The organism is Hymenobacter sp. (assembly GCF_035709525.1).
In the GTDB taxonomy this organism is placed as follows: Bacteria; Bacteroidota; Bacteroidia; order Cytophagales; family Hymenobacteraceae; genus Hymenobacter.
In genome coordinates this window covers 1-22,570 of sequence record NZ_DASTEP010000005.1, presented here as the reverse complement: position 1 = coordinate 22,570, position 22,570 = coordinate 1, and the positions used below count along the sequence as shown (strand labels likewise).

Here is a 22,570-nt window from a genome sequence, read left to right as displayed (position 1 = left end):
ACGTTGGACATGAGACATGAGAACTGCTTCATCAACATTCTCATGTCTCATATCTAACGTCTCATGTCTTACTAATCTACACCGTCTCACTCAGCGCCCGCCGCTCTATGACGTTCGACCAGCTACGCGATGCCCTCCAGCAGGGTATTTATTTGATTATTAACCCGTTTGTGCGGCTGCTGATTAAACTTGGTTTCACGCCCAACGCCGTGACGCTCACCGGCCTGCTGCTCAACATGGGCGTGGCCGTGCTTTTCATCGTGGGCGGCGAGGCCGGCAACCGCGGCGACCTGCGCTACGTGGGCTGGGGCGGCGCGCTCATCCTATTCGCGGGCCTGTTTGATATGCTCGACGGGCAGGTGGCCCGTATCGGCAAGATGCAGAGCCCCTACGGCGCACTGTATGACTCGGTGATAGACCGCTACAGCGAACTGTTTACCTTCCTGGGCATCTGCTACTACCTGGTGGCACACCACTATTTTCTGAGTTCGCTGGTGGGCTTTTTTGGCCTCATCGGCTCAATGATGGTGAGCTACACGCGGGCGCGGGCCGAGGGCCTGGGCATTGAGTGCAAGGGCGGCCTCATGCAGCGCCCCGAGCGCGTAGTGCTCATGGGCGTCAGCGCCTTAGCCTGCGGGGTGGCCTCGCACTGGCTGGGCGGCGACTACAAGGTTTTCGTGCCCGGCGTACCGTTTCACGTCTTCGAAACGATGTCGATTTTCACCTTTCCGCTCGCCGCGCTGGCGGTGCTGGCTAACATTACGGCCGTGTCGCGGCTGCTGCAAGCCAAGCGGGCGCTTATCGCCCGCGACGCGCCCACGGCCGCCCCGGTTGCACTCGCCAAGCCGGTTTCGGCCGCCGCGCTGCTGGTGCTGGGCCTGCTGGTGGGTAGCCTGCGCGCCGATGCCGCCGCACCCGCCCCCGAGCCGAAGTTTCCGGTGCCGAGCGGCATTCCTAACCAACTATTCTACCTTCAGCGCGACCCCAATACCAACACCGTCATCTACCAGCTCAACGTAAACAAAGCCGGCCAAGTGGATGAGGACGAGCCCATTCGCATTTTCTGGATACGCTACGCCGAGCAAGGGCAGCAGCAGGATTTGAACTTCATTCAGCGCAAATTTGCCTACGGCGTGAAGTCCAAAAAAATCGGCCCCGACAAGTACGAGCTGCGCTTCGCGGCCTACGGCAAGCTGCCGTTTTACCTCATGAAAGCCGGCCCCGACCGTGCCTTTCACGTCTACACCGCCATTGCCAACAAGCAGAGCGTGCTCGACCGTATTTTTCTGCGCATTGAGGGCGGCACGTTTTGGGTGCCCAATGTAAAGTACGTGGAGCTGAAAGGCTCTAACCCTGCTACGCGCGAGCCGGTCGTGGAGCGCTTTCAGGTGTAGCAGCCGCGCTGACCTCACCCCCCGGCCCCCTCTCCAAAAAAGAGGGGGCCGGGGGTGAGGTTCACGCGAGCGAGCAGCCATTTACACATGACAAACCAACCTTTTCCTCCCCTCCCACCGCGCCCCACCACCGGGCGCGGCCGCTGGCTGGTGCCGGCCTTATCGCTGGCCTACCTGCTGTTTTCCTATTTTTTAATAGGCTTCCGGCCCGAGCAGCTGGTGCTGGTGGGGCTGTGCAACGGCTGCTACTTCCTCTCCGACACCACGCGCCGCTTCATCACCGGCTTCTCCATTTTCGTGGTGTTCTGGATACTGTACGACTACATGCGGGCCTTTCCCAACTACGCCTACCGGGCCGTGGACGTGGCCGACATCTACCACGCCGAGCAGCGCTTTTTTGGCATCGTGAGTGAGGGCAAGCTACTCACGCCCAACGAGTTTTTTCTGTTGCACCACCACCCGGCGCTCGACTTGCTGTGCGGTATTTTCTACCTCTGCTGGGTGCCCATTCCGCTGGGGTTTGCGGGGTATTTGTTCTTTGCTAATCGGCGACTGTTTTTCGAGTTTTCGCTGACGTTTTTGCTGGTCAACCTCATTGGGTTCACCATTTACTACCTGCACCCGGCCGCGCCGCCGTGGTTTGGGCAGCAGCACGGGCTGGCGTTTACGCCGCTCACGATGGGCAGCACGGCGGGCCTGGCGCGGTTTGATGCGCTGGTCGGGGCGGGCGTTTTTCAGGGCATTTATGCCAAGAACGCCAACGTGTTTGCGGCCATGCCTTCGCTGCACTCGGCTTATCCGGTAGTGGTTTTGTTTTACGCGCTTAAAAACAAGTCAGGCTTTTTTAACTTGTTCTTCCTCATTATCATGCTCGGCATCTGGTTTGCGGCCGTATATACCAGCCACCACTACGTGCTGGATGTGCTGGCGGGCCTGGCGGTGGCGCTCACGGGCATTGGCCTGCTGCGCTTACTTCTTGTCTACAGTCCAGCTTTTCGCCGCCTGCTCGATTCTTTCGTACAAGCCACAGCCCCGGCAAGCTCCACGGCAAGCAGCCCGGCCTAGGCCATTGGTTCTTATTAGCTTTCACGGAGTTGTCTACGTATTATTGGCATAAAACTAAGCTACTGGCTGGCCTGCTCGGCGTCGGGCTTGCGGCCCCCGCCCTGGCCCAGCGCGCGCCCGCCGGCCCCGATAGCATCACGGTGGCCATCGAGCCCGAGTACACGCAGGTGTCGGCCATGCACCGCTTTTTGCTGGGCAACAGCTACCGCCGCGAGTGGGCCGCGCCCGTGCGGATGCGCGTGTTTCACCTAACCCAGGAAAAGGGCGGCCTCACCATCGTGCAGCGCGGCGGCGGCCTGCAAACCAAGTCGTTGCGTCTCAAAGACCCCACCGGGCAGCAGTGGGTGCTGCGCACCTTGCAGAAGTACCCCGAGCGCGGCCTGCCCCCTACCCTGCGGCCCACCATCGCCAAGGATATTTTGCAGGACCAGGTGTCGGCCTCGCACCCCTACTCGTCGGTGGTGGTGCCGCCGCTGGCCGCGGCGCTGGGCATTCCGCACGCCAACCCCGAGGTGGTGTACGTGCCCGACGACCCCGCGCTGGGCGAGTACCGCAAGGATTTTGCCAACCAGGTTTTCTTGTTTGAAGAGCGCGAGCCGCTCGACGCCGACAAAACCGACAACACCGAAAAAACCCAGGCGCGCCTCCAAAAGGACAACGATAACTACGTAGACCAGGCCACCGTGCTGCGCGCCCGCCTGCTCGACATCCTGCTCGGCGACTACGACCGCCACGAGGACCAATGGCGCTGGCAGCGCGTGGAAGATGGCAAAGGCACTCGCTACGAGCCCGTGCCGCGCGACCGCGACCACGTCTTTTACAAGCCCACCGGCCTGTTTCCCAAAACGTTGTCGTTGCACCTGCTCATGGCCAACGTGCAGGGCTACAACGACCACATCCGCTCCATCAACCGCTGGAACGCCAAGGCCAAAACCTTCGACCGCTACTTCCTGAACGCGCTGAGCGAGGACGACTGGAAAACCCAGATTGCCTACGTGCAGCGCCACCTCACCGACAGCCTGATAACGCAGGCGGTGCGCCGGCTGCCGCCGAATATCTACCAGATTAGCGGCCCCCGGCTGGTGCGCGACATTATTGCGCGGCGCAATATTCTGGAGGCGCAGGCGCTGCACTACTACCGCTCGCTGGCCCGCATGGTCGAGGTTTCGACCTCCGACAAGCGCGAGCGCGTGGCCGCGACGCGCCTGCCCGGCGGCCTGATGCAGGTTACGGTTAATAAGCTCAAGAAGAACGACAGCCTGGGTAACGTGCTGTACCAGCGCACGTTTGACCCGGCCGACACCCGCGAGGTGCGCCTCTACGGGCTGGGCGGCGACGACCAGTTTGCGGTGAGCGGCGCGGCGCGCACGCCCATTCGGCTGCGCCTGATTGGCGGGGAGGGCAAGGACGTCTTCGCGGTGGCGCCCGAGGTGCCGCAGCGCGGCCGGCTGCGCATCTACGACCGCGCCGACGAGCCCAACCAGCTGCCGGCCGCCGGCCAGGCCCGGCTGATTACGGCCACCGACACGGTGGTGAACAGCTTCAACAAAGCCAGCTTTCAGTACGACTACGTGCAGCCGCTGCTGAGCGTGGGCTACAACCGCGACTACGGCGTGCAGCTGATTGGCAACTTCGTGTACCAGAAGCAAGGCTTCCGCAAGGCCCCGTATGGCTCGCGGCAAAGCTTGCTGGTAAACTACGGCCTGGCCAACCAGTCGCTGCTACTGAGCTACAGCGGCATTTTCAAGCGCAAAGTCGGGGAAAATGACTTGCTGGTAAACGTGACCTCGCTGGGGCCGAACTACACCAGCCACTTCTTCGGGGTCGGCAACGAGTCGCGGTTTGACCGCGACCCCGACGACGCCATCCGCTACTACCGCAACGACTACAACCTCGTGACAGCCGACGTGCGCCTGAGCCGCACCTACCAGCGCTGGCAATTGAGCGGCGGCCTGCTGGGCCAGTATTATAACAGCGGCCGCGACAAAAACACCAACCGCCTGCTGACTGCCTACGCCGACCAAAACCCCACTCAGGACGTTTTTCGGGCCCAAACCTACGCGGGCGTGGCCGCCGGCACCACCTTCGACACCCGCGACCGGGCCCTCGTAGCCCGCCGCGGCGTGCTCTGGACTACCAGCCTCACCGCCCTGCACCGCCTCGACGCCGACCGGCACACCTTCGCCCAGGCGCTCACCGAGTTCAGCTTCCACTTCGCGCCCGGCCGCGACTCCAGCCGCCTGGTTGTCGCCAACCGCACGGGCGGCGGGGCCACGCTCGGCGACGCAGCGTACTTCCAGCAGTTCAAGCTCGGCGGCACCAACAACCTGCGCGGCTTCTACTACTGGCGCTTCACCGGCAAGCACATCGCCTACAACAACTTAGAGGTGCGCTTCAAGCTCGCCGACTTTACCTCCTACCTGGCCCCCGGCACGCTGGGCCTGGTGCTCTTCAACGACATAGGCCGCGTGTGGACGCCCGGTGAGGCCTCGCAGCGCTGGCACGCCGGCTACGGCGGCGGCGTGTATTTTTTACCCGCGCAGCTGGCCTTGCTACAAGCCGTGGTAGGCTTCTCGAAGGAAGGCGCGTACCCGTACATCTCGGCGGGCGTGCGGTTTTAAGGCCTGATTTAGATTAGAAGCGCAGATGGCGCGGGGCTGTGCCCCGTGCCGACTATTTGCGGGCCTCCGGCCCGCTACGTTAGCGGACTTCTACAGGCTGAAGCATAACTAATGTGGCCGGCTGTGCGGGCCAGAGGCCCGCGAGTAGTCGGCACGGGGCACAGCCCCGCGCCATCCTCACTCAGCCGCGCACCAGGCGCCCGTCCTGCCACAGCGGCAGGATGTCGGGGTATACATCGGGCTTCATGCAAAAAACGAAGTCGTCGTGGTATTCGAGGGCGTTGAGGCGGCGCACGGCGGCCGACTCGAGCAGGTAATCGGGCCACGTAGGCTTGGCGTGCTGCCACAGGTGCAGGGCGGCAATGGCGGCATCCGACCACGCGGTGTCGTAGCCCAGCGGCTGGAGCTGCTCGGCCAGCGCGCCCCCAAAGGCCGTGTCTTCGAGGCAAAACTGGCCTTTCCAGCCAGCGCACACTACTACTACGTCGAGTTGCTGCGCAGCGATGAACTTGACTACCGCGCTGATATTCAAAAACGAGCCGCACACGATGGCCGCCGCATCGAGCGAGCGGCGCAGGGCCTTGGTACCATTAGTAGTGCTGATGGCCAGCGCGCGGCCCTGCACCGGGAAGTCGGGATTGAGGAAGCCGAAGGGCGAGTTGCCCAGGTCGAAGCCCTCGGCGGCGATGCCGTCGCGCTCGGCGGCCGTGATGCAGCCGCGCTCGCGGCCCAGGGCGGCGCACTCCTCCAGGCTGGCCACGGCAAATACTTCGGTCACGCCCTGGTCGAGGGCCGTGACGATGGTGCTGGTGGCGCGCAGCACATCCACGATAACGGCGATTTTACCGTGCAGGTCATAGAGCGGCAGCAGCTCGGGCGAAAAGCAAACGTCTAGTTTCAAGTTGATTAGCTGACTGATAAAACGCTTGTCATGCTGAGCGCAGCGAAGCATCTCGCGTAGTGCAGTAATCTCAAACGTATTGATTACTGCGCCACGCGAGATGCTTCGCTGCGCTCAGCATGACAATCAAAATTTTACACCTCCTCCGTGCCCGGCACCAGCGGCAGCTTGCTCACCGTAGCGGGCAGGTTTTTGCCGCGCACCTGCACGAAAATGGGCGTGCCCGGCGCGGCAAACTCCGTTTTCACGTAGCCCAGGCCGATGCCCCGGCTGAGCGTGGGCGACTGGCCGCCGCTCGTCACTTCACCAATAGCCTGACCTTCGGCATCAACCAGCGGGTAGTGGCTGCGGGGCAGGCCGCCGGGGCCGTCCATCACGAAGCCCACCAGCTTGCGTTGCACGCCGGCGGCTTTTTGGGTTTTCAGGGCTTCGCTGTTGGTGAAGTCTTTGGTGAACTTGGTAATCCAGCCCAGGCCGGCTTCGAGCGGCGAGGTAGTATCGGTGATGTCGTTGCCGTAGAGGCAGTAGCCCATTTCGAGGCGCAGGGTATCGCGCGCGCCCAGGCCGATGGGCTTGATGCCGAAGGGCTTACCGGCTTCCATGATTTTAGTCCACACGTCGGCGGCGTGCGCGTTGGGCACGTAAAGCTCGAAGCCGCCCGCCCCGGTGTAGCCCGTGGCCGACAAAATGACGTCGGGCGCGCCGGCAAACGTGCCTTTGGCGAAGCTGTAGTACGGGATGGCGCTCAAATCCACGTCCGTCAGCGACTGAAGGGCGGCGGCGGCCTTCGGGCCTTGCACCGCGAACAGGCTCAGCTGGTCGGACACGTTTTCCATTTCCGCGCCCTGGGTGTTGTGCTGTTGCAGCCAGTTCCAGTCTTTGTCGATGTTGGAAGCATTGACTACCAGGAAGTAGTCTTCCTCGTCCATTTTATACACGAGCAGGTCGTCCACGATGCCGCCCTCGGCATTAGGGAAGCACGAGTACTGCGCCTTGCCGGGCACGAGCTTGCTGGCGTCGTTGGAGGTAGTGCGCTGGATGAGGTCGAGCGCCTGCGGGCCGCGCACCCGAAACTCGCCCATGTGCGACACGTCGAAAATGCCCACGCCGCGCCGCACGGTGTGGTGCTCTTCGAGGTCGGAGGAGTAGCGCACGGGCATGGCGTAGCCGGCAAAGGGGACGATTTTGGCCCCGAGCTGCTGGTGGGTGTCGTGCAGGGCAACGGTTTTGAGCGGCGTGGCTTCCATGAAAAAAGCGGGCTGTAAAAAAGTAAGCGGGGAGAAAGCAGGCGAGTAGCGCGCCGCGCCGTACAAGTCAGTAACCTGAAGGCTGGGCTAGCTTTGCCGGCCACGAAATTAGGGCCCGCCGGCCCAAGCGGCCGGCTTCTTTCCTCCGCCACGTCCAGTTATCCCATGAGTCCCGAAGCCATCAAGCAGGATTTTGAGTCGGCTATTATCAAGCACATCTCCTTTAAGGCGCGGCTGCGCTCGTTTTTGTACGGCAACGCCAGCGCCGAAGCCCCCCTGCGCGACCCCGAGGCGTGCAGCCTGGGCCAGTGGATAGCCAGCCGCCTGCAAGGGCCTTACGCCGGCGTGCCCGGCATGCAAGAGCTTGACCGCGAGCACCGCCTCATCCACGCGCGCGCCAACCGCCTGATGGATTTGCGCCTGGCGGGTAGGCAAGAAGAAGCCCTGGCTGGCTTTCAGGAAGTGCAGCGTCAAGCCGACCACATCGTGGAACTGCTGCGAACCATCGAGGCCAAACTGCGTACTGCCGGGGTTTGAGGTGGGGCGGGCTACGCCACCTACGTGTTATGAAAATCACCCTTACTGCCAAGCTTTTCGCTGGCTTTCTGCTGCTGATGGGGCTGTTTGCGGCGGTGCTGCTACTCAATTTTCAGCTGGCCGGGCAGGTGCTGCGCAACTCGCAGCGCGTGGAGGCGTCGCAGCACATTTCGGCCGATGGCACCACGCTGCTGCGCAACATCATCGACATGGAAACGGGCTACCGCGGCTACCTGCTCGTGGGCAACGAGCAGATGCTCGACCCCTACTACGCCGGCGAGCGCGACTTGCTCACGCGCTTCGACCAGCTGCGCGACCAGCTGACCGACGAGCCCGAGCAGCGCCAGCGCCTCGATACCACGCGCCGCCTGTTCAGGCAGTGGACTACCTACACCCATCTCATCATCAAGGAAAAGCGCGCCGCCCGCGAGCGCGACCGCTTGCAGCGCGGCCTCGACAACCTACCCCACGCTAACCTGGTGGAGGGCCTCATTGGCAAGCAGGTGATGGACGCCATCCGCAACCAGATGATGCAGTTCGACAAGGTTGAAAACCAGACCCGCCTCGTGCAGCGCCAGCGCCTCACCGACAGCATCACGCAGGCGCAGCGCCTGGCGGCCCTCATCACGGGCACGGGGCTGGTGCTGGGGCTGCTGTGGGCCGTGTACATCGTGCGCCTGCTGAGCCGCCGCCTGCGTAGTATGATTACGCTGGCCCGCCGCCTGGCTGAGGGCGATTATAAGACGCAGATTATTGACAACGAACACGATGAGCTAAGCGAACTGACGGGCGCGCTCAACGGCATGGCCCACACCATCGACCAGAACATCAGCCAGCTCGAAGGCCGCAACCAAGAGCTCGACCAATTTGCCTACGTGGTATCGCACGACCTGAAAGCCCCGTTGCGCGGCATCGAAAGTGCCTCGCGCTGGATAGAAGAGGACATGGGCCAGGATAATTTGCCGGCGCACATCCGCGAGTTTCTGGCGCTCATGCGGCAGCGCGTGCATCGCATGGAAAGCCTCATCACAGGCATCTTGGCGCTGGCGCGGGTGGGCCGCGTGGCCGAGGCCAACGAGCCCGTATTCGTGCGGCAGCTGTTGCGCGAAATCACCGATACGCTGGAAATGCCCGACGGCTTTCAGCTGGAGCTGCCGTTCTTCCTGCCCACCATCGTCACCAACCGCACGCAGCTCCACCAGGTATTTAGCAACCTGATTTCCAACGCCATCAAGTACCACGACCACCCGAACACCGGCCACATTCACATTGGCTGCGACGACGTATCGGGCGAGTTTTACCGCTTTTCGGTGCAGGACGACGGACCAGGCATCGCGCCCGAATACCACGAGCGCATCTTCGTCATTTTCCAGACGCTGGTCGAGCGCGATACCTTCGAAAGCACCGGCGTGGGCCTGGCCATCGTCAAGAAAATAGTGGAGCGCCAGGGCGGCCGCATCTGGGTCGAGTCGGCCGAAGGCACCGGGGCTACGTTCTTCTTTACCTGGCCCAAGCAGCCGGCCGCCACCACGGCCTCGGCGGCCGTGGCCCAGGCCACAGCCACGGCCCAGGCGGCGGCCCGGCCGGCCATCACCCCCAGCAAGGCCTGAAATTACCGCATCCCTGTCACCCGCCGCCGCTCATTACGTATTCAGTCAAAACAGCGCGCGAGCGTCCGCTCGCTTTCCTTTTGTTTTTCCGCGCCATGTCGCCCCTCGATAATTCCTCGCTTAGCTCGGCCAGCATCCTACTGGTCGAAGACGACCAAATGGATGTGATGAACGTGCAGCGCGAGCTGCGCAAGCAGCACATCAACGTACCGCTCACGCACGCCCGCAACGGCCGCGACGCCCTCAACATGCTGCGCGGCGAAAACGGCGAAGTTAAAATCGCCCGCCCCAACCTGGTGATGCTCGACCTCAACATGCCGCGCCTCAGCGGCCTGGAGCTACTCAAGATTTTGCGCGCCGACCCCGAGTTTCACGACCTCAACGTGTTCATTATGACCACCTCGGACCTGGACACCGACCGCCTGGGCGCCAAAGACCTCAACGTGAGCGGCTACATTATCAAGCCTCTCACCTTCGATTCTTTCGGCGGCGAAGGCGGCGGCACGGTCGACAGCTTCAGTTTGTTTCTGGATTTGTTGAAGCTGAAGCAGTAGCCTTTCATTTAACAGTTAACGTTTAATAGCTAATAGCCCGCCTGACGCCCCCTTTGTGGTACGTCAGGCGGGCTGTTAACTGATAAATATTAACTGTTAAATGACTTTAAATGAGCTTAAACCCCATTCGATGGTGCGGCGAAACGCCGTGCTCGCGCAGCGCGGCGCGGTGGGCGGCGGTGGGGTAGCCGGCATTCTGCGCCCAGCCATAGGCCGGAAACTCGGCGGCCAGCTCGTGCATGCGCTCGTCGCGGAAAGTTTTGGCGAGGATGGAGGCCGCCGCGATGCTGCGGTAGACCCCGTCGCCACCGATAATGCAGGTGTGCGGCAAGCTGGCGTGGGGCCGGAAGCGATTGCCATCAACCAGCAGGTGGGTGGCGGGCACGGCCAGCGCGGCCACCGCGCGGTGCATGGCCAGGTAGCTGGCCTGGGCGATGTTAATCTCCAATATCTCGGCGGGCGAAGCTTCGGCCACGGCCCAGGCTACGGCATTGGCACAAATATCGAGGCGCAGGGTTTCGCGGCGGCGGGCCGTGAGCTGCTTCGAGTCGTTGAGAAACGTGGGGTTGTAGTCGGGCGGCAAAATGACGGCCGCCGCAAAAACCGGCCCGGCCAGGCAGCCGCGCCCGGCTTCGTCGAGGCCCGCCTCGTGGGGCTGGCCGGTGTGGGTAGCGAGAAGCACTTTGGGAGTGATGAGTTTTGAGTTTTGAGTTGCCAAAGAAAAGCTCTCTGCGCAACTCAAAACTCAGAACCCAAAACTCAGAACTCACCTAAAACTCCAGCGTTTGCAGAAAAAACACGTGCCGCACGGCGCCGTTTTGCGACCTAATATTCTGAAAGCCACTGGCTACGTACTGCGAGCCGGTCCAGGGCTGAATGTCGGGCTGGTAGGTGTCGAGCACCTTTTCTTTCACGCCGGGGCCGGCCGTGAACAGCTCCACTTTCAGGTTGTTGGGCGAGGCTTCGTCCTGGTTTACGAGCTTGTAGTGCAAGCCCTCGTCGGTGAGATAGGCCAGCACCAGGCGGCCATCGGGCAGCGTGATGGTTCGCACGGCCTCTTCGAGCTGGTCGTGCAGTAGCTCGTTTTCAACGACATAGGTATTATCCCAGAGCAAGCTGCCGCGGCGGTCGAAGCCGCACACCAGCACGTGCGTGGTGCGGAAGCCCACGAGCGCCCGGCCCGCCGCGTTGGAGTAAGCCCCTGTGTAGTAGGGCAAAGGCAGGTTGCTGTAGTTGCTGAGCGCGGGAGCGGTGCCCATGCTACCGTAGTTGTAGCGCGGGTAGTAGACCTCGGCCACCAGCGTGTAGCCACCGTCGGGGCGCGGCTTTAGCTCGTGCAGCAGCAGGCGGTAGTGCCAGCGCAGGGGCGACAGCTCTTCGGCCTCGCGGCGGGCGGTGCGGCCACGCAGGCGGGCTTCCTTGCCGGGGCCGAGGTAGTCGAAAAAGTGCCGCAGCCGCCGAAAATCGTAGAACTTGAGCGCCGGGCGCGGGTCGGCGGGGTTGGCCGGCGCGGTGAGGTCGGTGGTAAAAACGCCCTGCGCATACTGCGGCCCGCGCAGGCCGTAGGTGCCGGCCAGCAGCCGGGCGCTGGTGTCCTGCAAGGGGCTGAGCTGGGCCGTGATGAGCGTGCGCTCGCTTTCAGCCTGCACGGTTTCGGAGCGCAGCAGCTCGCCGCCTTCGGCCGATAATTGCTTGAGCATCAGCCGCTGCTTACGGCCGTTGGTTTGGCTGGCCACAAACTCGGCGCGGCCGGCCGGCGCATCGGCCACGCTCGTAAATTCGGAGCTGATGGACTCGTAGAGCGAGGGCAAAAACTGAAAGCTGCCGTTGGCCACGTCGAGCAGCAGCACGGTTTGGTGCTGGCCGTCGTCGAGGGCCACGGTGGCCAATAGCTTGCCATCCACGGCGCGCACGGCGGCGATGTCGCGGCTTTTTTTAGTTTTAAATTCCTGCTGGTGCACGCGGCCATCGCGCACGTTGTAGGCCAGTACCAGCAGGTTGCCCGGCTCCTGGTGCGAGCAGCACACGGCGTACAGCACACCGCGCTCGGCGCACAGGCGCGCCACGTCGTACTCGTCGGGAATCTCGACGGGCTGCTCGCGCCGCAGCGTGAGGCCGGCGCGGTAGTGGGCCAAGGCATATTGCGCTTTGCCAAACGCCTTGGGCTGGCGGCGCAGCAGCACCACCACGGCCGTGTCGGCGGGCATGGCCTGCACCCAGGCATCTTCGCTGCTGTGGTCGAGCAGCAGCTCGGTGCGGGCGGTTTGGGCCGGGGCACCGGGCGGCGGGGCGGGCGTGGTCACGGTGGCCTGCGCCCAGGCGGCCAGCGGCGCAACCCACAGCAAGAGAGCGGAAAACTGTTTCATGGGAAGGCGGGGGCGGGAAAAAAGGATGGGGCCGGGGCCGGCAGGGCAAGCCTTACGAAGATAACCATTTAGGCCCGCCCCGGCAATCCCTTTCTACTGCCCTACGCCGCTCCGAGTTCGAGCACCAGGTCAAACTCCTCGGGCCGCAGCGGCGTCACCGATAGGCGCGACTGCCGCAGCAGGCCCATCTGGCTGAGGCGGGGCTCGGCCTTGAGGGCGGCCAGCGGCACGGGGCGGGCCAGCGCCTCGTGGGGACGCAGGTGCACGGCCACCCAGGGGCTGCCGGCTTCGGCGGTAGCATCGGGCGCGGCAGCGGCGTGCACCAGGGCCACGCCCACCACGGCCTTTTCGCTCACGCTGTGGTAAAACAGCACGAGGTCGCCGGGCTGCATGGCTTGCAGGTTGTTGCGGGCCTGGTAGTTGCGCACGCCGGTCCAGTCGGTGCCCGCGTCGCGGGTAAAGTCGGCCCAGGAATAGGCCTCGGGTTCGGATTTTACGAGCCAGTAGTTCATAGCGGCAAAGGTCGGGCTGTAGCGTAAGCTTTAGCTTGCGAGCGAGCAGGGCGTAGGCGAACATTAGCGAGCGTGGCTGCTCACTGCGCTCGCTCGCAAGCTAAAGCTTACGCTACACCGAATTACGGCTGGCGGATGACCTCCACGGCCGGGCGCTCGCGCAAGCGGCGCAGCTTCAGCAGGCCGCCTTTATAGCTCAGCACCTCCAGCTCGTAGTCGGGCGCGGGCGGCTCCAGGCCGGGTAAGTGGATGAGCAGGCGGCCGGTAGTGGTTTCGCTCCAGGTGCCCTCCTCGGCCAGCAGCCCGCCGCCGGGGGCCAGGTCGAAGCGCGTGAAGCGCCCGCCCGGTGCCAGCCGGAAGCCCGGCCGCCCACCGGGCTGGTACTTAAAGCGGTAGGTATTGCGGCGGTAGGCCAGCGTGTCGGCGCGGCTGCTTTCGGGCAGCAGCAGCCAGGTGCCGCGCAGCTGGGCCAGCTCGGCCGAAGCGGGCAGCCCGGCCGGGTGTTCGGCGTGGCAGGCCAGCAGCGCCAGCGAGGTGGCCCCGGCCAGGCGAGCGAGGTGATGAAAACGCATAATTTATAAAACGAATAGAGCTACCCCCACTACGCACGCGGCCGGCGCGCGGCTACTCGGGCGCGGGGCCACCCGGCTTGCGCCCAAACAGCGCCTGCAAGTGGCTGAGGTTGGCAATGACCAGCACGGTAGTGAAATAGGACAGCGCCATTTCGACGCTGGCGCAGCACTGCCCCACGGCGGTGGCCGGGTGCAGCTCGCCGCCCCCGGCCGTGGTAAATTTTCCCAGGCTAAAGTAGATGAACGTCAGCAGCTGCCGCCACTCGCCGGGCGGGCCGGCGGGCATAGCGAAGGCCGCAGGGTCGATGCGAAACAGGCAGTAGTAGTCGATGCCGAACGACAGCACCACCAGCAGCACGTGCACCAGAAAAAAACCCGTCATGTAGGTGAGGTAGTAGCTGGAGGCCACCGACTTGCGAATCCAGCGCAGCAGCGCCCACACGAAGTAGGCCGCCTTGCCCAGCAGCAGCGCCAGCAAGAGCAGCATGTTGAAGCGCTGGCTGGCAACTTCGTAAAAATCAAACAAAAACAGCAGCGCGCCGCCCAGAATAAGAGCGACGAACAGCAGCGTGGCACGCACAATCGGGAAGCGCATAGAAGCCGGACCAGGGAGCGAAGAAGCCAACCCGCCGGGCATTGGCTGGCCGAAACTACCCATGCGGCCAACATACGGCCTCGCCCGTGCGCAGCCGGCCGCCTTGACAGTGCGGGTGGCGCAGCCCCGCGCCCTTGTAGCGCCGGCTGCCTGCCAGCGGCTCTTAGGGCCCCTGTTTTTTAGCATTAATTCTTTTAATACTCAAAGTAATATCGCTAAAATTAAGCTCTTTTATACTGTTCTTTGTAAGCGCTGGCCCGCCTGTTTCGCGAGCCTTTTTCTTCTACCTTTTAGCCCTTACTGTTTGGTTTCTATCTCTACTTCCGCTACTGTTTGCGCTTTGCTGCGGCGGCCGGCGGGCTACCGCTACTGGGGCCGCCTGGCTGCCCTGGGCGGCGTGCTACTGAGCTGCGGTGCCCAGGCCCAGGTGGCCGTGGTAAGCCGGCAGCCTGCCCGGCACGCCGTAGCCGCTGCCCGCAATGCAGCGGTGGCCATCGGGTTTTCGCAGCCCATTAGCGCCGCCACCGCGCCCAATCTGCGCGTGTACGGCTCGCTGCGGCAAGGCCGGCGGGCGGGCAGCGTGGCCGGCGGGGGCACGGCTACCCTCACGTTTGCTCCCAGCCTGGGCTTTGCGCCGGGCGAGGCGCTGAGCGTGAGCGTGCCCGCCACCCTGGCCAGCACCACGGGTGGGGCCGTGGGCCGGCAGGTGTACCAGTTTACGGCGGCCACGGGCGGCGCGGGCCGGGGCTACTTTGCCGATACTACCATCGTGGCCAATACCGGCAACCGCGACCAGCTGCTGGGCGACCTCGACGGCGACGGCGACCTCGACCTGGTGACCACCGGCGCGCTTTACGGCTGCCGCATTTTTCTCAACGATGGGGCCGGGCACTATGCTTTCAAAACGGGCCTGGTGACGGGCCAAACCCCCGGCGGAGCTACCCTGGCCGACGTAGACGGCGACGGTGACCTTGACCTGCTGGCGGGCGATGCCACCAACAACACGGTGAGCGTGTGCCGCAACGACGGCCTGGCCAATTTTACCGATGCCATCACCGGGGCGCAGAATGCACCCGTGGGCAGCGGGCCGGTAGCCATTGCGGCCGGCGACGTGGACAATGATGGCGACCTGGATTTTGTGACCGCCAACGCCAACAACTCCTCCTCGACGATATGGATAAACACGGGCGGCAGCCCGCTGCTGTACACCTACTCCAACCTGGTAGGCATGGGGGCCGGGCTCACCAGCGTGGCCCTGGCCGATGTGGACAATGATGGCAACCTCGACCTGCTGACTACCAACGCGGGCACGAGCAACGGCCCGCTGAGCGAGGTGCACGTGGCCCTGGGCTCGGGCTCGGGCTTTTTTGGGGCGTATGCCACCGTGCCCGTGGGCTTGCAGCCCACCGAGCTTCAGCTGGCTGATATCGACGGCGACGGCGACCTCGACCTGCTGACTGCCAATGCCGGGGCCGCCTCGGTGAGCGTGCGCCTCAACAACGGCAGCGGCACCTTCGTGGGCACTACTACCCTGGCCCTGCCCGCCGGCAGCACGCCCACCGGCCTGCGCACCGGCGATATTGATGCCGACGGCGACCTCGACCTGCTGGTAGCCCAGGGCCTGGGCGGGCGGGTGTACACGTACCTCAACGCGGCGGGCACCTTCACGGCCCAGGCCCGCCCGTTGCGCCTGAGCCGCCGGGCAACGGCCGAAACCGTAGGCGTGACCCTCGGCGACGTAGATGGCGACCTGGACCTGGACCTCATTACTTCCGATGCCAGTGGCAACGTGCGGCTGAGCCTTAATGTGGGCGCGCTGCCGCCGCTGCCCGTGCCGGCTATCACCAGCCTCACGCCGGCTTCGGGGCCGGTGGGGGCCAGCGTCACCATCGCGGGTGCTAACCTGACGGATGTAACGGGCGTGTTTTTTAACGGCACGGCCGCGCCCGGCTACGTGCTGAACGGGCTGGGCACCGAACTTACCGTAGCAGTGCCGGTTGGGGCCACTACTGGCCCCGTCACCGTGGCTACCGATGCGGCGGGCACGGCTACTTCGCCGGGGCCTTTTACGATTACCATTCCGGTGCCGGTGCTGCTCACGGGCGTGGCACCCGCGCGCAATGCCTCCCACGTGGCGCCCACCAGCACGGTGGCGGCCACTTTCTCAGTTCCTATTACGGCGGCCACGGCGGGCAGCCTGCGCGTATTCAGCAGCCAGCGCGGCCGGCGGCCGGGCAGCGTGGCGGGCGGCGGCACCTCTACGCTAACCTTTGCGCCCAGCCAGCCGCTTGCGCCCGGCGAAGTGCTGAGCGTAAGCCTGCCCAATAGCTTGCAGGCGGCCGATGGCAACCGCGTCAATCAGCAGGTGGTGCAGTTTACGGCGGCGGCGGGCGGCGTGGGGCAGGCCGATTTTTCGACGGCCAACGCGGTGCCGATGGTGCAGCTGGGCAAGCCCCTGCTGGGCGACCTCGACAACGACGGCGACCTCGACCTGGTGGTGCCGGGGCGCAGCACGGGCAGCGTAGTCATCGGCCTCAACAACGGGGCGGGCGCGCTCAGTATCTCCACCTTGGCCACGGGCAACCTGTGGCTGCAAGCCCTGGTGCTGGGCGACGTAAACGGTGATGGCGACCTCGACCTGCTGACCGCCTCCTCTACGGGCATAGTTCGCACCTGGCTCAATACAGGCACGGGCACTTTCTCTGCGGCGGGCAGCGCTTCTTTCAACCTTACGCCCACGCAGCTGACGCTGGCCGACCTCGATGCCGACGGCGACCTCGACCTGCTGGCCACCACCTCCGATGCCGTGGCGGTGCGGCTAAACAACGGCGCGGGCACTTTTGGCGGCAGCACCAGCGTCAGCATTAGGCTGAGTGGCTACGGGGCCACCATCGCCCACCTGGCCGTGGGCGATGTCGATGCCGACGGCGACCTCGACCTGGTGCTGGCCAGCTCGGTGCCGGGCTACGGGCTAAGTGGGGTGAGCGTGCAGCTGAACACCGGCGTGGGCACCTTCACCAGCGGGCAAACCATTACCTCTATCGCCGACCCTACCCAGGTGCTGCTCGGCGACCTTGACCGCGACGGCAGCCTCGACCTGCTGGTGCAATACAAAGAAGGCAGCACCCCGCGCCAGGCCATTCGGCTCAATAACGGCCTGGGCACTTTCGGCGGCATTGGCACGCTCCGCCTGAGCGGGGCAGGCCCGGTGCTGGCCGACCTCGATGCCGACGGCGACCTTGATGTTATCACGCACAACAGCTTTAGCTTGAATACCGGGGCGGGCAGCTTCTCTACCCTCCAGCCCATCAGCACTACCTCGCAGTATCCCGGCGGCATTGCGGTGGGTGACCTCGACGGCGATGGCGACCTCGACCTGCTGACCGCCCAGGAATCGGATGTGGTAACGCTGCGCCTCAACCAGCCGGCCCCGGCCCCTACCCTCACGGTAGTAGCCCCCGGCAGCGGCGCCGTGGGCAGCACCGTGCGGCTGCGGGGCAGCTACCTCATCGGCACCCGGTCGGTGGCCTTCAACGGGACGCCGGTGCTGAGCTACGCCGTGCGCTCGGCCACCGAGCTGCTGGCCACCGTGCCGGCCGGCGCTACCAGCGGCCCCATCACGGTGACTACCCCCGCGGGCACGGCCACCTCGGCCACGCCGTTTGAAGTGACGCTGCCCATTAGCGTAGTGAGTGTGAGCCCGGTGCGCAACGCCACGGGCGCGCCCCGCAGCGCAGCGGTGGCCGTTACGTTTAGCCAGCCGATTAGCAGCGCCACGGCCGCGGCTATGCAAGTGGTAGGCTCGCGGCTGCGGGGCAAGCGGCCCGGCACGCTGGCCGGGGGCGGCACCAGCACGCTCACGTTTACCCCCGCCCAGGCCTTCGCGCCCGGCGAGGAGGTGAGCGTGAGCTTGCCGGCCAGCCTGCGCGGCACGGCCAGCACCACGGCCGTGGTGCCCAGGGTGCATCAATTTGTGGCCGCCGCCGACGGCACCGGCACCGGCTTATACACCAGCCACGGCGTGGCCAACGTGCCCTTGACCTACTACGCCGTGAGCCTGGCCGTGGGCGACATCGACAACGATGGCGACCAGGACGTTATCAGCGGCAACGGCAATGTTCGCCTCAACAATGGCGATGGCACTTTCAGCGCCACCAGCCCGGCCGACCTCACCCTGGGCGGCGAGCCAAGTCAAATGGTACTCACCGACCTGAACGCCGATGGCCAGCTGGATTTGCTGACCAGCGAAGGCCACGTGCGCCTCAACGCGGGCAATGGCACCTTCACGGCGCTGCCCAATTTCCCGAGCTTTGGCTACGATGCCCACGGCCTGGCTGCGGGCGACCTCGACGGCGATGGCGACATCGACGTGGTGGTGCCGCACTTCAGCTCCGACAGCGTGTATGTGCGCTTCAACAACGGGGCCGGGCTGTTTCCGACGCGGGTGGCGGCGGGCGTGGGGGTGCGCCCTACGAGCGTGGCCGTGGGCGACGTAGACCACGACGGCGACCTCGACCTGCTAGTGGCCTGCCAGGGCTGGGCGGGCAATAACAACAGCACGGTGCAGATTTGCCTCAACAATGGCCTCGGGCTCTTTACCCGCACCTCCAGCGTGCCAGCTGGCGATGGCGTGGAGCGCCTGGTAGTGGGCGACCTCGACGGCGATGGCGACCTCGACCTGGTAACCAACAGCGGGGCGGTGCGCTTCAACGACGGAGCCGGCAACTTTTCGGGCACGCAAGCCGTGCCCGACGGCAGCAACCTGGCCCTGGGCGACGTGGACAGCGACGGCGACCTCGACCTGGTCATCGCGTTGCCCAACCAAAGCACCAACCCTGCCTCGGTGCACCTCAACAACGGGCAGGGCCAGTTTACCGCCAGCTCCACCATCGACTTTTCTGAGATTAGAATGGGCCTGACGCTGGTAGACCTGGACGGTGACGGCGACCTCGATGCCGTGGACAGCAGCTCGCTGAACGGCAGCCTGCAAATACGCCTCAACCAGCGCGTGGCGCCGCCGGTGCTCGCCAGCTTTGCGCCCGCTAGCGGGCTGGTGGGCGCGGCCGTTGTGCTGACCGGGGCCGACTTTATCGGCACTACCAGCGTGTCATTTAACGGCACAGCAACTACCAATTTCACTATAAACACGGCGGGCCAGCTGACGGTATTTGTGCCGGCGGGGGCCACTACGGGGCCAATCAGCGTGACCAACCCGCGCGGCACGGGCACCTCCAGCGCCTCGTTTACGGTGCTGGCCCCGGTGGCCGCCGTCACGCTCAGCCCGGCGCGCAATGCCACGGTGCCGGGCACCACGCCGGTGGCGATTACGTTTAATCAACCCATTCCGACCAATACGGCGGCCAACCTGGCGGTATTCAGCGCGCAGCGGGGTGGGCGGCTGGCCGGCCCGCGCGCGGGGGCCGGCAGCCCTACGCTGACCCTGACGCCCGCTCAGCCTTTCCAGCCCGGCGAGCTGGTAAGCGTGACCATCCCGGCTTATACCACTGCCAACCAGAGCCGGGTGCTCAAGCAGGTCTATCAGTTTCGGGCGGCGGCGGGTGGCACGGGCCGGGGCAACTTCACGGCCCCGATTACTACTACGCTAAGCAGCAACGTGCAAGGCATTGTGCTGGGCGACGTGAACAACGACGGCAACCAAGACCTGCTGGTGCGCCGCCAGGGCCTGGTAGAAGTATTGCTGGGCAATGGCACCGGCGCGTTTAACAGCGCTTCGACCCTGCCCCTGGCGGGCGGCTACATCAGCACCATGACCTTGGGCGACCTCGACGGCGACGGCGACCTCGACCTGGCCGCCATGACCGACAGCAGCCGAATCGGCATTCGCTTGAACAATGGCACGGGCACGTTTAGCGGCACGCTCAAGGTGCAGGTGGGCGAGCGCCCCTTGCTACTTGCCCTGGCCGACATGGATGCCGACGGCGACCTCGACCTGCTAACCGGCAACCAGGGCACTACCTCGTGCACCACGAGCGTGCGCTTCAACGACGGGGCGGGCAGCTTTAGCGGCACTACCAGCGAGTTTCTGAGCACGGGCACCAACACCAATTTTGGCCCGCTCATGCTGGGCGATATCGACAGCGACGGCGACCTCGACCTGCTCATCAGCAACGGCGGCGGGCTGTATCAGCAGCGCAACGATGGCGCGGGCCGCCTCACCAACAAAGCTCCCAATTCGGCAGCCCCCGGCGGCTACGGGCAAAATACGCTGGCCGATATCGATGGCGATGGCGACCTGGATGCCATCATGACGGGCTCGCCCGTCAACGCGGGCGGCGTGTCCACGGTGGTGCTGGGCTTGAACGATGGCGCGGGCAACTTCACGACTTCGTCTTTTGCCACCACTACCAGCTCGGGCTACCTGACGGTGGGCGATGTCGATGCCGACAACGACCAGGATATCATTGTGGTGGGCCAGTTTGGCAGCCCCAGCGAGCTATGGCTCAACAACGGTACGGGCAGCTTCTCGAAGCTGCTGAATTTAAACTTCACCAATTGGCTGGAAAGCATCTTGTTCAGCGATATTGACAATGATGGCGACCTCGACCTGGTGAGCTTCGACAATGGCAGCGCCACCTACAGCATCCGGCTGAATGGCATCGTGCCGCCACCGGCCATCGCCAGCTTTTCGCCGGGTTCGGGGCTGGCCGGCACCAGCGTAGTTGTCACGGGCAGCAATTTTATCGGGGTCACGGCCGTGCGCTTTAACGGTACGGCGGCCCCGGGCTTCGTGGTCAATTCGGCCACTCAGCTTACCGTAGCGGTACCAGCCGGGGCCACTACCGGCCCCATTTCCATCGCGACGGCGGCCGCCACGGCTACCTCGGCCACCCCCTTTACGGTGCTGGTGCCCGTGACCCCACTCGCCCTACTGCCGGGACGCAATGCCGTAGCCGCCGCCCGCACGGCGGCCGTGCAGCTTACCTTCCCGGCGGCCATTACGGCTGCTACGGCGGGTGATATGCGCGTCTTTGGCAACCAGCTGCGGGGGCGCCGGCCGGGCACCCTTAGCGGGGGCGGCACGGCTACCCTCAGCTTTGCGCCCACGCAGTCGTTTGCGCCGGGCGAGCAGCTCAGCGTCACGCTGCCGGCTACGATGCTCACGGCCAGCGCCGGGGCGGTGCGCGGGCAGGTATACCAGTTTACGGCGGCGGCGGGCGGCGCGGGGCGCGGCCTGTCGTGGGCAGGCACCAACGTGCCCGTCACCAGCTTTGCCACGGGCTTGTGCACCGGCGACATCGACAACGACGGCGACCTGGATGTACTGGTGGCTGGCATGGCGGGCTTTAACACCTCCATCGGCATTCTGCTCAACAACGGCCAGGGCCAGTTTCAGGCGGCGCCGACCTTCACGCCGGGCATTTACGCCATGATTGGCCAATTGGTCTTGGCTGACATCGATGGCGACGGCGACCTCGACCTGCTGATTAGCGCGGGCGGCTCCTCCCTGAGCGTGAGCCGCAATAACGGCAGCGGCACCTTCGCGGCCCCCACTACCCTGCCGTTTGCGTGCAGCCGCTTTGCCCTGGCCGACATGGATGCCGACGGCGACCTCGACGTAGTGCTCACGGCCGCCCAGAATAGCCCGCTGGGCACGGGCGTGGGCGTGGCCTTTAACAGCGGCTCCGGCACTTTCTCTTCCCCCACGCTCATCCCGTCGGCCCCGATGCCCCACACGGTAGCGCTGGCTGATATCGACAGCGATGGCGACCTGGACGTAGCAACCGCCAGCGCTGCTAGTGGCATTCAGCTCTTTTTAAACAGTGGCACTGGCCTGCTCAGCGCCGGCCCGGTGCTGGTGGTGCCCGGCACGGCCGATGGCCTGGCCCTGGGTAATATCGACGGCGACGGCGACGTAGACGTGGCCGTGAGCTACAACGACAGCAATGGCAACGGCTGGCTGGCACTTTTTGCCAACAATGGCAGCGGCGCTTTCGCCCGCACCAGCCAGGCCGTTGCCGCGGGCCAAACGGTGGGGCCACTAGCCTTTGGCGACGTGGACCACGATGCCGACCTCGACCTGTTTGTCATCAGCCAGGGCACCAGCGAAGTGAGCATACGGCTAAATAATGGCGCGGGCAGCTTCTCGGGCAATCGCAGTGAATATGTCAGCAATTTTCCCTCGCAGCTGATTGTGGGCGATTTAGACAGCGACGGCGACCTGGATTTTGCCATCACACAAACTACCAGCAGCAGCACATCGGTGAATATGCGCTTCAACGAGGGCCGGGTGCTGGCCACCACCGCCCCGGCCGGAGCTCTCCAGGCGCAGCTTTACCCCAACCCGGCGCACGGGCAGTTTGTGGTAGCCGTGCCCGCTGCGCTGCGGCCGGTTGGGGCGGCGGGGCCACTCCAGCTCTACAATTCAATAGGCCAGCTGGTGCTAGAGCAGCCGTTTCAGCTCACAGCCGCGGGCGAAGCGGTGGTGCCAGTGGCGCAGTTGCCGGCCGGTATTTACACGCTGCACCTGGCGCTGCGCACGGGCGTGAGCACGTATAAAGTCGCCATCTACTAGCGCGCAGAGTGCTTATCAGCCAGCGCCCGCCGTGCTGGGGCTGGGCTTTTGGCGGCCGGGTTT

14 protein-coding genes are annotated in these 22,570 nt (G+C 64.7%); 7 read left to right on the top strand and 7 right to left on the bottom strand.

All coding sequences use genetic code 11. The features are described 5' to 3' along the window. Nucleotides 1-107 precede the first annotated feature (107 nt). The 3 genes from VFO93_RS00295 (at nucleotide 108) to VFO93_RS00285 (ending at nucleotide 5,080) form a co-directional block, all read left to right on the top strand. A complete protein-coding gene (locus tag VFO93_RS00295; RefSeq protein ID WP_325132298.1) occupies nucleotides 108-1,394 on the top strand; it encodes a DUF4833 domain-containing protein in 1,287 nt (428 codons plus the stop codon). Between the two features lie 87 nt (nucleotides 1,395-1,481). Next, entirely contained in the window at nucleotides 1,482-2,459 is a 978-nt protein-coding gene (locus tag VFO93_RS00290; RefSeq protein ID WP_325132297.1) for a phosphatase PAP2 family protein, read from the top strand. 29 nt (nucleotides 2,460-2,488) lie between these two features. Beyond that, entirely contained in the window at nucleotides 2,489-5,080 is a 2,592-nt protein-coding gene (locus VFO93_RS00285; protein WP_325132296.1) for a BamA/TamA family outer membrane protein, read from the top strand. Nucleotides 5,081-5,261: 181 nt separating this feature from the next. On the opposite strand, the gene VFO93_RS00280 is transcribed toward VFO93_RS00285, so the two are convergent. Both VFO93_RS00280 and gcvT read right to left on the bottom strand, forming a co-directional pair. Continuing rightward, a complete protein-coding gene (locus VFO93_RS00280; RefSeq protein WP_325132295.1) occupies nucleotides 5,262-5,981 on the bottom strand; it encodes a 2-phosphosulfolactate phosphatase in 720 nt (239 codons plus the stop codon). Nucleotides 5,982-6,115: 134 nt separating this feature from the next. Continuing rightward, on the bottom strand, nucleotides 6,116-7,228 hold the full coding sequence (gcvT, locus tag VFO93_RS00275) for a glycine cleavage system aminomethyltransferase GcvT (RefSeq protein ID WP_325132294.1): 1,113 nt from the start codon (nucleotides 7,226-7,228) through the stop codon (nucleotides 6,116-6,118). Nucleotides 7,229-7,393: 165 nt separating this feature from the next. Between gcvT and VFO93_RS00270 the strand changes: the two genes are divergently transcribed. The 3 genes from VFO93_RS00270 (at nucleotide 7,394) to VFO93_RS00260 (ending at nucleotide 9,929) form a co-directional block, all read left to right on the top strand. Further along, nucleotides 7,394-7,765, top strand: coding sequence for a CZB domain-containing protein (locus tag VFO93_RS00270; RefSeq protein WP_325132293.1), 372 nt, complete (start codon nucleotides 7,394-7,396; stop codon nucleotides 7,763-7,765). Nucleotides 7,766-7,794: 29 nt separating this feature from the next. After that, on the top strand, nucleotides 7,795-9,375 hold the full coding sequence (locus VFO93_RS00265) for a sensor histidine kinase (protein ID WP_325132292.1): 1,581 nt from the start codon (nucleotides 7,795-7,797) through the stop codon (nucleotides 9,373-9,375). 95 nt (nucleotides 9,376-9,470) lie between these two features. After that, nucleotides 9,471-9,929, top strand: coding sequence for a response regulator (locus VFO93_RS00260; RefSeq protein WP_325132291.1), 459 nt, complete (start codon nucleotides 9,471-9,473; stop codon nucleotides 9,927-9,929). Nucleotides 9,930-10,035: 106 nt separating this feature from the next. Here the strand turns inward: VFO93_RS00260 and VFO93_RS00255 are convergent, their stop codons facing one another. The 5 genes from VFO93_RS00255 to VFO93_RS00235 all read right to left on the bottom strand — a co-directional run bounded on the left by VFO93_RS00255 (nucleotide 10,036) and on the right by VFO93_RS00235 (nucleotide 13,974). After that, nucleotides 10,036-10,611 carry a ribonuclease HII gene (locus VFO93_RS00255; protein WP_325132290.1) on the bottom strand — a complete coding sequence of 192 codons (576 nt, stop codon included), beginning with the start codon at nucleotides 10,609-10,611 and terminating at the stop codon, nucleotides 10,036-10,038. A gap of 88 nt (nucleotides 10,612-10,699) precedes the next feature. Next, entirely contained in the window at nucleotides 10,700-12,295 is a 1,596-nt protein-coding gene (locus tag VFO93_RS00250) for a hypothetical protein (protein ID WP_325132289.1), read from the bottom strand. A 101-nt stretch (nucleotides 12,296-12,396) separates the two neighbouring features. Continuing rightward, nucleotides 12,397-12,807, bottom strand: a complete 411-nt coding sequence (locus VFO93_RS00245) for an EVE domain-containing protein (RefSeq protein WP_325132288.1) — start codon at nucleotides 12,805-12,807, stop codon at nucleotides 12,397-12,399. A gap of 122 nt (nucleotides 12,808-12,929) precedes the next feature. Beyond that, a complete protein-coding gene (locus VFO93_RS00240) occupies nucleotides 12,930-13,379 on the bottom strand; it encodes a hypothetical protein (protein ID WP_325132287.1) in 450 nt (149 codons plus the stop codon). A 52-nt stretch (nucleotides 13,380-13,431) separates the two neighbouring features. After that, on the bottom strand, nucleotides 13,432-13,974 hold the full coding sequence (locus VFO93_RS00235; RefSeq protein ID WP_325132286.1) for an ion channel: 543 nt from the start codon (nucleotides 13,972-13,974) through the stop codon (nucleotides 13,432-13,434). Between the two features lie 304 nt (nucleotides 13,975-14,278). Between VFO93_RS00235 and VFO93_RS00230 the strand changes: the two genes are divergently transcribed. Then, complete coding sequence (locus VFO93_RS00230) at nucleotides 14,279-22,507, top strand: FG-GAP-like repeat-containing protein (RefSeq protein WP_325132285.1); 8,229 nt, start codon at nucleotides 14,279-14,281, stop codon at nucleotides 22,505-22,507. The last annotated feature ends 63 nt before the right edge of the window (nucleotides 22,508-22,570 follow it).

Coding starts and splice junctions, on each gene's coding strand:
- VFO93_RS00295 (WP_325132298.1), top strand. CDS start 108: ATGACGTTCGACCAGCTACGCGATGCCCTCCAGCAGGGTATTTATTTG.
- VFO93_RS00290 (WP_325132297.1), top strand. CDS start 1,482: ATGACAAACCAACCTTTTCCTCCCCTCCCACCGCGCCCCACCACCGGG.
- gcvT (WP_325132294.1), bottom strand. CDS start 7,228: ATGGAAGCCACGCCGCTCAAAACCGTTGCCCTGCACGACACCCACCAG.
- VFO93_RS00270 (WP_325132293.1), top strand. CDS start 7,394: ATGAGTCCCGAAGCCATCAAGCAGGATTTTGAGTCGGCTATTATCAAG.
- VFO93_RS00265 (WP_325132292.1), top strand. CDS start 7,795: ATGAAAATCACCCTTACTGCCAAGCTTTTCGCTGGCTTTCTGCTGCTG.
- VFO93_RS00260 (WP_325132291.1), top strand. CDS start 9,471: ATGTCGCCCCTCGATAATTCCTCGCTTAGCTCGGCCAGCATCCTACTG.
- VFO93_RS00250 (WP_325132289.1), bottom strand. CDS start 12,295: ATGAAACAGTTTTCCGCTCTCTTGCTGTGGGTTGCGCCGCTGGCCGCC.
- VFO93_RS00245 (WP_325132288.1), bottom strand. CDS start 12,807: ATGAACTACTGGCTCGTAAAATCCGAACCCGAGGCCTATTCCTGGGCC.
- VFO93_RS00240 (WP_325132287.1), bottom strand. CDS start 13,379: ATGCGTTTTCATCACCTCGCTCGCCTGGCCGGGGCCACCTCGCTGGCG.
- VFO93_RS00235 (WP_325132286.1), bottom strand. CDS start 13,974: ATGCGCTTCCCGATTGTGCGTGCCACGCTGCTGTTCGTCGCTCTTATT.